12 protein-coding genes are annotated in these 12,133 nt (G+C 69.0%); 9 read left to right on the top strand and 3 right to left on the bottom strand.

From position 1 onward, the window contains the following. Positions 1 to 83: 83 nt before the first annotated feature. Together DW306_RS06230 and DW306_RS06235 are read right to left on the bottom strand one after the other, a co-directional pair. Positions 84 to 911 carry an RIO1 family regulatory kinase/ATPase gene (locus tag DW306_RS06230; RefSeq protein WP_240747092.1) on the bottom strand — a complete coding sequence of 276 codons (828 nt, stop codon included), beginning with the start codon at positions 909 to 911 and terminating at the stop codon, positions 84 to 86. 199 nt (positions 912 to 1,110) lie between these two features. Then, on the bottom strand, positions 1,111 to 2,163 hold the full coding sequence (locus DW306_RS06235) for a hypothetical protein (RefSeq protein ID WP_136054751.1): 1,053 nt from the start codon (positions 2,161 to 2,163) through the stop codon (positions 1,111 to 1,113). 113 nt (positions 2,164 to 2,276) lie between these two features. Between DW306_RS06235 and DW306_RS06240 the strand changes: the two genes are divergently transcribed. Next, positions 2,277 to 3,467: an MFS transporter gene (locus DW306_RS06240; protein ID WP_136054752.1), complete on the top strand. Its 1,191-nt coding sequence runs from the start codon at positions 2,277 to 2,279 to the stop codon at positions 3,465 to 3,467. Positions 3,468 to 3,483: 16 nt separating this feature from the next. Here DW306_RS06240 and DW306_RS06245 read toward each other — a convergent pair whose 3' ends face one another. Continuing rightward, on the bottom strand, positions 3,484 to 4,401 hold the full coding sequence (locus DW306_RS06245) for an AraC family transcriptional regulator (RefSeq protein ID WP_136054753.1): 918 nt from the start codon (positions 4,399 to 4,401) through the stop codon (positions 3,484 to 3,486). Positions 4,402 to 4,541: 140 nt separating this feature from the next. On the opposite strand from DW306_RS06245, the gene DW306_RS06250 reads away from it, so the two are divergent. From DW306_RS06250 to DW306_RS06285, 8 genes are all read left to right on the top strand, one after another. Beyond that, positions 4,542 to 5,003, top strand: a complete 462-nt coding sequence (locus DW306_RS06250; protein ID WP_136054754.1) for a DUF3817 domain-containing protein — start codon at positions 4,542 to 4,544, stop codon at positions 5,001 to 5,003. A gap of 147 nt (positions 5,004 to 5,150) precedes the next feature. Then, a complete protein-coding gene (locus DW306_RS06255; protein ID WP_136054755.1) occupies positions 5,151 to 6,422 on the top strand; it encodes a sugar ABC transporter substrate-binding protein in 1,272 nt (423 codons plus the stop codon). Then, positions 6,419 to 7,345, top strand: coding sequence for a sugar ABC transporter permease (locus tag DW306_RS06260; protein ID WP_136054756.1), 927 nt, complete (start codon positions 6,419 to 6,421; stop codon positions 7,343 to 7,345). Before DW306_RS06255 ends, DW306_RS06260 begins: the two co-directional genes overlap by 4 nt. Then, positions 7,342 to 8,169, top strand: a complete 828-nt coding sequence (locus tag DW306_RS06265) for a carbohydrate ABC transporter permease (RefSeq protein ID WP_136054757.1) — start codon at positions 7,342 to 7,344, stop codon at positions 8,167 to 8,169. The genes DW306_RS06260 and DW306_RS06265 overlap by 4 nt, the downstream gene beginning before the upstream one ends. Positions 8,170 to 8,188: 19 nt before the next feature. Beyond that, complete coding sequence (locus tag DW306_RS06270; RefSeq protein ID WP_136054758.1) at positions 8,189 to 9,397, top strand: acyl-CoA dehydrogenase family protein; 1,209 nt, start codon at positions 8,189 to 8,191, stop codon at positions 9,395 to 9,397. Further along, on the top strand, positions 9,394 to 10,761 hold the full coding sequence (locus DW306_RS06275) for an NtaA/DmoA family FMN-dependent monooxygenase (RefSeq protein ID WP_240747093.1): 1,368 nt from the start codon (positions 9,394 to 9,396) through the stop codon (positions 10,759 to 10,761). Before DW306_RS06270 ends, DW306_RS06275 begins: the two co-directional genes overlap by 4 nt. 127 nt (positions 10,762 to 10,888) lie before the next feature. Next, complete coding sequence (locus DW306_RS06280; RefSeq protein WP_136054759.1) at positions 10,889 to 11,638, top strand: phosphotransferase; 750 nt, start codon at positions 10,889 to 10,891, stop codon at positions 11,636 to 11,638. Positions 11,639 to 11,727: 89 nt separating this feature from the next. After that, the coding region (locus DW306_RS06285) for a DUF222 domain-containing protein (RefSeq protein WP_136054760.1) at positions 11,728 to 12,133 on the top strand (406 nt) is incomplete at its 3' end.

Below are 12,133 nucleotides of genomic sequence, written 5' to 3' on the forward strand. Positions count from 1 at the left end.
TTCCTCGCGGAGGCGGCATCCGTTGCGACCGGAAGGAGAGCTGGCGGCATCCGTTGCGACCGGAAGGGTCGTGGCCGAAGGCCTCAGGCGTAGGACGCGGCGAGCAGCTCGGCGAACAGCTCCTCCGGGTCGCATTCCACGCGCCGGCGGGTGAACCAGTCGCAGATGTTGACGCAGTCGCGGTGCAGCAGATCCAGTCCCTGCGGGTTCGCGATGATGTCGACGATCTGCGGCAGGTCGATCACGCGCACGCGACCCTCGTGCACGAGCAGGTTGTACGCCGACAGGTCGCCATGGGCGAAGCCCGCGGCGGCGAACACCCGCATGATCTCGACCACCTGGTCGTAGAACCCGGCGAGCTCGACACGCTCGTTGCGCACCTGGGCGAGACGGGGAGCGGCCGTGCCGTGCGCGTCGCCGAGGAACTCCATCAGCAGCTCGGTGCCGTTGACCTGCACCGGGTAGGGCACGGGCGCGCCCAGCTCCCACATGCGGCACAGCGCCTCGAACTCGGCGAACGACCACTGCGCCGCGGCGACCTCCCGCCCGTGGCTGGATTTCCGGGCGAGGGCTCGGGCGTCGCGGGTGTTCCGGGTGCTGCGGCCCTCGGTGTAGACGGCCGAGCGGTGGAAGCTGCGATGCTCCGCCGAGCGGTAGCGCTTCGCCGCGAGCAGCGTGCGTTGCGCCGGGTCATCGGGCACAGCGCGCTCCAGAAGGAACACGTCGGCCTCCTTGCCGGTCTTGAGGATGCCGAGCTCGGTGTCGAGCGCGCCGGCGGAGGTGACGACCCAGTCCGGCCGGGGCTCGGGTCCGCGTTCGGTGGGGGTGACGGCCGGCCACGTGGACCAGCGCTGGTTCTCGCCGGGTTCGACGTCGGCGAAGAAGAGTTCTGTTTCGAGAGGATCAGACAAGATGTGGCTCCGGAAGAGGAGGCCACGCCAGGGATCAGGAGCGGGTGGCCTCGAAGGGAAGGTGGTCGGCGGAGAGCGCGACAGAGACGGTGTTCATGTCCTCAGCTCCTCCCGCTCGGGCCTTCCGGGCTCGTCCCGGTGCGTCGATGAGCCTAGGCCGCCGGCATCCGGCTTGTCCAGACCCGGCGCCGCCGTGCCTTCAGTCGCGAGCGTCGGGCGGGGTGAGACGGACGAGCACCCCGTCGCCTTCGCCGCCGATCGCGACCACCCATGAGTCCCCGGTCCAGACGGCGGCGTTCGCGCCGCACAGGAAGGGGAGCGGATGCTGCGCCTCGCCGTCGCTCAGCGAGAGCGCATCCGTGCGGAACACCTCGGCCTTGGCGCAGCTCTCGCGCCGGGCGATCGCCTCTCTCGCCTCGGACGATCCGCCCACCGTCACGCCGCGGACGTTCGACTCCTCGGGCTCGCCGCCCCACCAGAGCGCGGTGCCGTCCGGACCCACGGCGACACGAGGATGGTCGGCCGCCTGTTCGTGCGCGCTCAGCTCGGAGCCCTCGGCGTCCAGCACGATCCGCGCCGATGGCGTCGCCAGGTAGATGCGTCCCTCGGCGTCGACATCGAGGTCTACCGGCGGAACGCCGGGGAACGTATCGGGGGCGTCGTCGAGCGACAGGGGTGCGCTGTACAGCAGGGTCCTCGCACCGTCGTCGAGATCGACCCGCAGCAGCTGGTAGTCCAGATATCCGGTGGATCGGGGCTGATACCGCACGACGATCGCATCGCCGTCGTGCACGGCGATATCGCCGAACGCGAAGTCGCCGAAGTCGTCGTTGCTGACCGCCGGCTCTCGGGGCAGGTCACGCACCGTCATCGTCGTCGTGTCGATCACCGACAGCACCGGCGCTCGCTCGTTCCGGGTCACGACGAGGTCCGTACCGGACAAGACCGCTATGGTGCCGCCGCCCGCGAGCAGGTCGTCGTCTTCGCTGCGCGGCATCGCCAGCGTCTCTCCGTCGACGCCGACATGCAGCAGCGTCTCGCCCGATCGTGCCCAGAATCCGCCCGACCCGTCCGCCGCCAGTCCCTGCATCCCGAACGCGAAGTCGGTGCGTCCGACAGCGCTCTGGAAGGGGATCGGCTCCAGCGTCCAGTCGTCCGGGCCGACCTGCGGAGCGCAGCCGGCGACGAGAGCGCCGACTGCGACGAGACCGAGCAGGCGCAGCATCCGTCTGCCCCTCGTGCCCGATCGCATGCCTCCCACTCTGGTGGCGGCAGATGGGAGAAACCGGTGAGCCCCGGACGAATGGTCGGATGCCGCGGACGACCGGTCGGGCGCCGGCATCCGCATGCTGGGAGGGTGGAACCATGACGACGACAGCGCCCATCCCGACGACAGCCCCCTCTCGCACCGAGCGGATGCCGTACGCCGCGCTCATCGTCATGATGCTCATGAGCTTCCTGCTGGTGACGGCCGAGTTCCTTCCGAACGGCGTGCTCACCGCGATGGCGGAGTCGCTGCGCATCACGCCCGGCCAAGCGGGGCAGACCGTCACGGTCACCGCGTTCGTCGGGCTGCTGGTGGCGCCGACGATCGGCCTGATCTTCCCGCGTCTCGACCGTCGATCGCTGCTCGTGTGGATGGCGCTCGCCGCGGCGGTGTCGAACCTCATCGTCGCGATCTCGCCGAACCTCATCCTGGTGCTGCTGGCCCGCTTCCTGCTCGGTGCCGCGATCAGCGCATTCTGGTCGATGTCGATCACGGTCGCCGCGCGCATCGCGGGACCCGAGCGACTCGGGCGCGCGGTCATGTTCACCGCTGCCGGCGCCTCGTTCGCCACGGCGGCCGGCGTGCCGATCGGGGTCATGCTGAGCGAACTCATCGACTGGCGCACGGTCTTCGCGCTCGCCGGCGTCGTCACCGGGCTGCTCGCGATCCTCCTGCGCACGCTGCTGCCCTCGGTGCCGGCCGAGCGGGCATCGAGTCTCCGCCTGCTCGTCGACACGGTGCGCCGTCCCGGCATCAGTCTCGGCATGATCGGTCACGTGCTGGTCGTGCTCGGCCACTTCCTCGCCTACACGTATGTGCGTCTCGCGCTGGAGCGCATCCCCGACGTCGACGCGTCGACCATCGTCGTGCTGCTCGCCCTGTTCGGCGCCGGCGGCCTGATCGGCAACCTCGTGATCGGTCTCGTCATCGACCGTTCGTTCGCGTTCTTCGCCGTGTTCGCCCCGCTCGCGATCGCGGTGTCGGTGGCCTCGATGATCCTGCTCTCGGGCACGGTCGTCGGCATCGGGATCGTCGTGTTCGTGTGGGGCTTCTTCTTCGCCTCGTGGCTGATCGTCGCGAACACCTGGGTCGGGCACCGGATGCCGGACCGCCTCGAAGCCGGCGGCAGCCTCGTCGTCGTCGGGTTCCAGGCCGCGATCATGATCGCGGCGGGCGTCGGCGGCTTCCTCGTCGACACTCTGAGCGTCGAGCTGGTCTACACCGTCGGAGCGGCGATCCTGCTCGTCGGCGCCGTGCTCTTCGGGGCCTCGAACCGCGTCAGGCCCTGACGGGGAGCATCCGGCCCTAGGCCGGAACGGGCGCCCGGTTCGCCATGCGCCACGATGACGGGGTCATGCCCGTGCGACGGCGGAAGGCCCGGCTGAAGCCTTCGTCCGAGGCGTAGCCCAGCTCGCGCGAGACCTCGGACACCGCGCGTCCGGCCTCGAGCATCCGCTTCGCCGCGTCGATGCGCACCTCCGTGACGTAATCGGCGGGGGAGCGGCCGATCGCGTTGCGGAACCGCTCGGCGAAGGTCGAGCGTGACATCGCACTCACGCCGGCGAGACGCTCGACGGTCCAGTCGCGGCCCGGCTCCTCGTGGATCGCGTCGACGACCCGGTCCAGGAACGGGTCGTTCGCGAGTGACGGCCAGCCCTGCGGGGCGCACCCGTTGGCGGCCCAGGCGCGGATGACCGACAGCAGCACGGTGGTGGCCATCATGCGGCAGATGACCGGGTCGCCCTGGCGCACCGGGCAGGTGGCCGGGTCGACCAGGCCCATGTTCTCGGCGAGGGCGGCCGCTGCCGGCTCGAGGGCGTCGAAGCCGGTCACGGTGATGAACTCCGGCAGCACCGCGCGCAGCGTCGAGGCGGCATCCGCCAGCTCGAGGTCCATGACCATCAGACTCGCGTCGTCTTCGGCCTGAAGGGCGAAGGGCGAGCCGCCGAGCAGCAGGAACGCGTCGCCGGCGACGAGACGGTCACGACGTCCCTGAGGTTCGATCGTGAGACGGCGCGAGCCGGGATCGACATCGAGGCGGCATCCGTCACTCAGCGGGGGCTGCCCGTGCACATTGCCCGCAGCGACGTAGACGAGCGTGATGGCGTCAGAGGGGATCGGCAGCAGGGCTCCGGTCGGGAGAGACAGGCGCCGGGCGACGCCGAGGCGCAGATCGACGGTGCTGAGCACCTGCGAGAGCGCGTCCGCGTCCACTGTCACCATGCATTCGCCAACATCCGGCCGCCGCCGGGTATTCCACCGTTTGAATCGCGCAACTGGTCGCTCCAGCGCTCCCGAAGCGACCATTTGCGCGATTCGAAAGCCGCCCGGATACGCTGGAAACACGCCACCCGAGGAGTCCCGTGTTCCGTACCCCCGACCGCCTGTTCCGAGTCCTCGCGATCGCGGAGGCGATCACCTGGACGATCCTGATCGCCGCGATCATCGCCCGTGCGGCGGGTGCGCCCGGAATCGTCGTCACGGTGGGCGGCGGCATCCACGGATTCGTGTTCCTCGCGTATGCGGCGACGGCGGTGCTGGTCGCGCTCAATCAGCGCTGGCACCTCGGTGTCGGCATCCTCGCGGTCGCCAGCGCGATCGTGCCCTACGCGACGATCCCCACGGAGATCTGGTTGCACCGCACCGGCCGCCTCGACGGCGCGTGGCGTCTCGAGGCGACCGATGATCCTCGCGATCGCCGCTGGTACGACCGGCTGATGCGCTGGTTCCTGCGTCGACCCCTCGTGCTCGCGCTGCTGCTCGCGGTCGGCATCGTCGCGCTGTACGTCATCCTGCTGCTGGTGGGACCTCCCGGCGGGAAGTGAGCCCGTGGTCCGGGTTTCGAGCCGGACCGGTATACCGGAGCATGACGCTGTATGTCGGGCGTGTCGCGGATCCGCGAAACGATTCACTAGCGTGCAAACGCGGCCACTCCGGCCGGATCGCTTTCCCCGCACCCCCGAGGACTCCTCATGCACACTTCCCGAGCACGGCGCACCGGCGCGCTCATCATCACGGCGGGCCTGGCCTTCGGCCTCAGCGCCTGCGCCATCTCCGACGGCACCGGCTCCGCAGGCACCGACGACGACAAGACGCTGACCTTCTGGAGCTACTACCAGGGCACGCAGGCCGACTGGCTGCAGGCCCAGGCCGACGAGTTCGAGAAGAACAACCCGGGCGTCACCGTCGACATCGTCGAGACCGTCGGCGACCAGCAGGACCAGAAGCTCCTGGCCTCGGTCGCGACCGGCGACACTCCCGACCTCTTCATCAACAACATCGTGGTCGACTACCCGACCCTGGTCGCGGGCGGCGTGACGGCCGACCTCACCGAGTACTGGAACGGCTTCGCCGACAAGGATCAGTTCGGAGAATCCGCGGCCTGGTCGACCGACGACAAGGTCTACAACCTGCTCCCGTTCACGAACCTGATCGGGCTGTACTACAACCAGGACATCCTGTCGGCCGTCGGCATCGACACCCCGCCGACCACGCTCGACGAGCTGCAGGCCGACCTCGAGATCGTGAAGGCCGACGGGCAGTTCCAGGGCATCGCCCTCTCGGGTGCGCCGACGGTCGAGGGCGCATGGCTGTTCGCTCCCGAGCTGCTCGGCCTCGGCATCGACTACTGCAACTTCGAGGGCCCCGAGGTCGAGGCCGCGTTCGACCGCGCCGAGACCTGGGCGAAGGCCGGCTACACGCCGCAGGCCACCGCGACCTGGGATCAGAACGACTCCTGGCAGCAGTTCGCCACCGGCGAGTACGCGTTCGGCATCAACGGCAACTGGCAGCTCGGCAACGCCGAAGAGGCGACGTTCGAGTACGGCACGACCCAGTACCCGGCGCCGGCCGGCGGCACGAGCGTGGTCTACCCGGGCGGTGAGGGCTTCGGGATCGGCGCGACCTCCGACAAGAAGGACCTCGCCTGGAAGTTCCTCGAAGAGGCTGTGCTGACCCCGGAGGCGGGCGAGTCGATCTTCACGATCGCGGGTTCCATCCCGGTGCGCGCCGACGTCGCCGAGCTGCCCGCCATCAAGGAGAACGTCGCCGTGCAGCCGTTCGTCGCCGCCGCGCAGACCTCCGGCTCGTGGCCCAAGAACGAGAACACCGCCAACATCCAGAAGGCGCTGGGCGAGGCCGTGTCGAGCGTGCTCTCCGGACAGAGCTCGGCAACGGATGCCAGTGCTGCGGCGATCGCCGACATCAAGGCCGCGATCGAGGACGGCGGCGGCACCTGCTCGTGAGCTCCACCGTCCAGGCCGTGAATGCGGGGCGCCCGACCGGGCGTCCCGCGTTCGCGCGCGCTCTCGCCCGTACCCCGATCTGGTTCCTCGTGCCGGCGATCGGGCTGCTCGCGGGCTTCGCCGTCTACCCGCTGATCGTGCTCGTGCGGATGTCGCTGAGCGACGTCGGACCGAGCAACATCGTCGGGGCCTGGCCGTTCATCGGTCTGGAGAACTTCGTCACGGTGCTCTCCGACGACGAGATCTGGCTCGCCCTGGCGCGCACGATCGGCGTCGCCGTGGTGCTGCTGGCGTCCAACTTCGTCTTCGGGTTCATCGGCGCCTCGATCCTCTCGGTCGGCGGACGCATCACCGAGACCGTGCTCGCCGTGATGGTGTTCGTCTGGGCGCTGCCCCCGATCGTGTCGGGCAGCGCCTTCAAATTCCTGCTCAACGACACCGGACCGATCAACAGCGCACTGGAAGCCCTCGGCATCCCGCCCGTCGCCTGGCTGAGCTCTCCCGACCTCGCCCTGTGGTCGGTCACCGCGATCATCGCGTGGGCGGCGCTCCCGTTCTCGGTGCTCGTGATCCGCGGCGCCCTGCTGGCCGTGCCGCACGACCTCCTCGAGGCGGCAGCACTCGACGGCGCAGGGTACTGGCGCACGCAGCTGAAGATCGTGCTGCCGCAGCTGCGTCCGACGCTCGGCATCCTCGCCATCCTCACCGTGCTGTACGCCTTCAAGAGCTTCGACTTCTTCTACGTCACGACCAAGGGCGGCCCGGGCACCACGACCAACACGCTGCCGGTCCTCGCCTACAACACGGCGTTCTCCGGTTTCGAGATGAGCACCGGCGCGACCATCGCCCTTGTGTCGATGCTCGCCGTGGCGATCTTCGCCGTGCCCTACATCCGCGCCGTGCGGCGGGAGGAGCAGCCATGATCAGCCGCCGCCTCCGCACCGCGTTCCGCATCGTCGCGATCGTGCTCGGTCTCGTCTACCTGCTGCCGCTGCTCTGGATCGTGCTGACGTCGTTCAAGACGAAGCAGCAGGTGCTGACCGATCCCAACGGCATCGTCTTCACTCCCACGTTCGACACCTACGCGAATGTCATCGGCGACGGGATCGGGGCCATCCTCACCTCGCTGCAGATCGCCGTGGCCGTCACCGTCGTCGCCCTGCTCATCGCCGTTCCGGCCGCCGCCGCTCTGGCGCGGCGGGTCTCGGTCGGTTGGAATCGCGTCATCACCGTGTTCCTCGCGGCGCTCCTCGTGCTGCAGATGGTGCCGCAGCCGATGACGGTCATCCCGCTGTACAGCGTGCTCGCGTCGTGGAAGCTGCTCGGAAGCCTCGGCGGACTCATCGTCGCCGACATCGCGCTGCTGCTGCCGTTCGCGATCATGCTGCTCCGGCCGTTCGCTCTCGCCATCCCGAACGCCCTGTACGAGGCGGCGGAGCTCGACGGCGCCGGACGCTGGCGCACCTTCCGCTCGCTCACGGTGCCGCTGCTCAGCAACGGCATCCTGACGGTCGTGTGCATCGTCTTCATCTCCGCCTGGGGCGAGTTCGTCTATGCGATCAACTTCCTGCCCCAGGGAGTGGTGCTGCCCGTCAGCGGGCTGCTCGCGCAGCAGAACTCGACATATTCGGCGGAGTGGAACAGTCTGATGGCGCTGGCCGTGATCACCTCGCTGCCGCTGCTCCTCCTCTTCGTCGTGTCGCAGCGACGTCTGATCGCCGGGCTGTCGCTCGGTGCTGTCAAGTAACAGCGTGAAATGAGAGACCATGCCTGACATTTCCCCCGAGTTCCTCCAGCGTCTGCGCGACGGCGCTGCCGAGCGCGATCGCAACCGCGAGCTTCCCCGCGCCGAGGTGCGCGAACTGCTGGATGCCGGTTTCGGCAGTGCCCGCGTTCCGACCGAGCACGGTGGGGAGGGCGTCGATCTCGCGACCCTGTTCGGGCGGCTCATCGACCTCGCCGCGGCCGACTCGAATGTGGCGCATGTGTTCCGCGGACACCTCGCGGTGGTCGAGATGCAGTTCTTCGAACCGGATGCCGCGCGACGCGACGCCTGGTACGCCCGCGCGCTGGGGGGCGACCTGGTCGGCAATGCGCAGTCCGAGCAGACGAACACCTCGGACCTCGCCACCACCCTGACCGAGGTCGACGGGGAGCTGCGGCTCAACGGACGCAAGTACTACACGACCGGCAGTATCTACGCCGACTGGATCGACCTGTCCGCCCGCTACCGCGATGAGGACCACCAGGTGATCGTGTCGACCCGCGCGCCGGGCGTCCAGTCGATCGACGACTGGGCCGGGTTCGGCCAGCGGCTCACGGGTAGCGGCACGACGACCTTCACCGATGTGGTCGTCGACCCGGAGCTCGTTCGACCGTATGCGCTCGACGACGACGGGTTCCGGCATCCGTACCTGATGGGGTTCTTCCAGCTGGTGCTGCTCGGCGTCGTCGCCGGGATCGGACGCGCGGCGGTCGATGACGCGGTCGCGTTCGTGCAGCCGCGGCGACGCATCTTCGGATACGGCGGTGAGGCGTTCCCGCGCGAGGATCCGCTCGTGCAGACCGTCGTCGGCACGCTGTCGTCGGCGGCGTTCTCGGCACGCGCGGCCGTGCTCGAGGCGGCGCGGTCGCTGGACGCGGCGCTCGACGGGTACAGGCAGGGGACCCCGGATGCCGCCGCCTTCACCCGCGCCCAGCTCGACGTGTACCGCGCGCAGCAGATCGTGCTGCCCACCGTCATCGAGGCGACCGCCGAGCTGTTCGAGGTGGGCGGGGCGTCGTCGGTCGACACCGGGCGCGGGCTCGACCGGCACTGGCGCAATGCGCGGACGATCGCCACGCACAACCCGTCCGTGCAGCGTCAGCGCGCGATCGGCGACTGGGAGCTGAACGGAGTGCTCCCTCTGTTCAACCAGCCGCAGCCGAAGGCTTCTCCGTCGAACAATCAGTCGTCCGGGGAGGCCGCGAAGTGACCAAGCAGCTCATCGTCAACCTGTTCGAGATGGCGACCCCCGGTCACATCACGCACGGGCTGTGGCGTCAGCCCGACAACCAGCGCGAGCGCTACGCCGACATCTCCTACTGGACCGAGCTCGCGCAGGTCGCCGAGGCCGCCGGATTCGACGCGATCTTCCTCGCCGATGTCGTCGGCGCATACGACGTGTACGACGACAGCTTCGAGCCGGCGCTCGAGCGCGGGCTGCAGATCCCGAACATCGACCCGCTGCTGCTCGTGGCCGCGATGGCGGCGGTCACGGAGCACGTCGGCTTCGGCGTCACGTTCTCGACGACCTACGAGCCGCCGTTCGCGTTCGCGCGGCGCATGGCGACCCTCGACCACCTGACGAACGGTCGGGTGGGCTGGAACATCGTCACGTCGTACCTGCCCAATGCCGCTCGGAACTTCGGTCTCGCCGACCAGATCCCGCACGACACCCGCTACGAGATGGCCGCCGAGTACATCGAGGTGCTCTACAAGCTGTGGGAGGGCTCGTGGGATGACGACGCGGTCGTCGCCGACAAGGAGGGCGGCACGTACAGCCGGCCCGGAGCCGTGCGCGCGATCGATCATGTCGGCACGCACTTCCGCGTCGCGGGTCCGCACCTGTCCGAGCCGTCGCGGCAGCGTGTGCCGCTGCTGTTCCAGGCATCCGCATCGAAGGCCGGCATCGCGTTCGCCTCGCAGCACGCCGAGGTGCTTTTCACGGCCGACCGTCCGCCGGGAGCACTGGAGCGCAACATCGCCGCGATCCGCGACGAGAGCGTGCGCCACGGCCGCCTCCCGGAAGACACGCGTTACGTCGTGATGGCCACCGTGATCGTCGCTCCGACCGAGGAGGAGGCGCGGGCGAAGTACGAGAACTACCGCTCGTTCCGCGACCCCGAGGGGGCGTTCATCCATATGAGCGTGCCGTTCCATCCGCTGCAGCATCCGTCCGACATCACGGTGCGCGAGGCGCTCGAGCGCGAGGGCAGGCAGGATGTGATCGACGCGGGAGGCCTGCCGCTGCACCTGACCGTCGGCCAGTTCGCGAGTGCGGTCGACGAGGCGTGGGATTCGCGATTCCTCGCGGTCGGGGATCCGTCCCAGGTGGCGGATGTCATCGAGAAGTGGCTCGACGTCGACGGAATCGACGGCATCAACCTGCGCCAGTACCACTCGTTCGACACGGCCCGCGATTTCGGTGAGCTGGTGGTGCCGGAGCTGCGTCGGCGCGGTCGGATGCGCGAGGCGTACGTGCCGGGGGAGACTCTGCGCGAGCGGATCTTCGGCGAGGGGCCGCGCCTGCCCGAGCGGCATCCGGCGGCGCGGTATCGCGGGGGCAAGAACCTGTAGACGCCGATCCGCTCGCTTGCCGGCAGGACTTCGCAGAACGACACGAACGTCGCAGGGATCCGTGCGAATCCTGCGAAGTTCGCGTCGTTCTGCGAGATTGCGGATGCCGTCGGGCTAACGTCGTCGGGTGGACGAAGAGGTGCTGGCCGGCGGGAACGCGAGCGGAACGGTCGTGCGCGTCGGCGACACGGTGCGGAAGCCGTGGACGGATGCGACGGCGAGCGTCGCGGAATTCGTCTCGGCCCTTCGGACTCGGGGGATCGATGCCCCCGCGCATCGCGGGCGCGATGAGCAGGGACGGCAGATGATCGAGTTCGTGCCGGGGACGCTGGCGATGGAGGGTCCCCGTCTGACGGGTGGCGATCTTCGTCGGGTCGGGTCGATGATCCGCGGCATCCACGATGCGAGTGCCACGTATACGCCGCCGTCCGACGCGATATGGCGCACGGCGATTCCGGCGCCCGCAGCGGAAATCGTGTGCCACAACGATCTGGCGCCCTGGAACCTCATCACCGGACAGCGGCGGGTGTTCATCGACTGGGATGCTGCCGCGCCGAGCACCCGCCTCTGGGATCTGGCGTACGCGGCGCAGGCGTTCACTCTCTCTGACAGCGAGCGCGACCCCGATGAAGCCGCGGCCGATCTCGCGGCCTTTGTCGACGGGTACGGCGCGGATCGGATGCTGCGGCATGGCCTGCCGCGCGCGATGGAGGAGCGAACTGCGGCGATGCTGGCGCTGCTGGAGGGCGCTCGATCGACGGGGGTCCAGCCCTGGGCGACGATGCATGCGGACGGTCATGGCGCGCACTGGAGGAAGGCTCTGAGCTACGTCCGTGCACATCGGACGGTCTGGAGTCGGGCTCTCTCCGAGGTGTGATCGTTCGCTCCTACGTGATATTCCGGTATGTCATTTCTGCCTTCTGATCAGGACCTTTGAATGTCGGTGGCCCGTGGTTGAGTAAGGGTATGACGGGGTTGGCGAACGCGACGATCGAGCAGGTGGGTGCACTGGGTGCGGTCACCGAGATGCTCGTCGAGGTCGAGCGCACGATCAGCAGCATGCAGGCCGTGCGCGACGGGTTCCTCGCGGTCGGATCGCGGTTGGCGGGCGAGGTCGCGGGGCAGGCCGATTCGGCCGATGACGCGGATCTGACGTTGCGGACGGTGGCCGCCGAGTTCGCAGCCGCGTTGCGCGTGTCGGATCGGACGGTGCAGCGGCGGATGACGGATGCCGCCTGGCGGGTGGAGAAGTTCCCGTTGGTGTGGCAGGCGCAGGGCGCCGGGCGGATCAGTGCCGGTCATGCCCGAGTGATCTGCGATGCCGCGGAGCATCTCGAGGATGCTGGTGACCGGGATGCGTATTCGGCGAGGA

Source organism: Microbacterium sp. K24, assembly GCF_004794465.1.
Classification (GTDB): Bacteria; Actinomycetota; Actinomycetes; order Actinomycetales; family Microbacteriaceae; genus Microbacterium.

What these genes read in the sequence shown, in the direction of transcription:
- DW306_RS06255 (WP_136054755.1), top strand. Translation starts at nt 5,151, where the DNA reads ATGCACACTTCCCGAGCACGGCGCACCGGCGCGCTCATCATCACGGCG.
- DW306_RS06235 (WP_136054751.1), bottom strand. Translation starts at nt 2,163, where the DNA reads ATGCGATCGGGCACGAGGGGCAGACGGATGCTGCGCCTGCTCGGTCTC.
- DW306_RS06270 (WP_136054758.1), top strand. Translation starts at nt 8,189, where the DNA reads ATGCCTGACATTTCCCCCGAGTTCCTCCAGCGTCTGCGCGACGGCGCT.
- DW306_RS06240 (WP_136054752.1), top strand. Translation starts at nt 2,277, where the DNA reads ATGACGACGACAGCGCCCATCCCGACGACAGCCCCCTCTCGCACCGAG.
- DW306_RS06265 (WP_136054757.1), top strand. Translation starts at nt 7,342, where the DNA reads ATGATCAGCCGCCGCCTCCGCACCGCGTTCCGCATCGTCGCGATCGTG.
- DW306_RS06245 (WP_136054753.1), bottom strand. Translation starts at nt 4,401, where the DNA reads ATGGTGACAGTGGACGCGGACGCGCTCTCGCAGGTGCTCAGCACCGTC.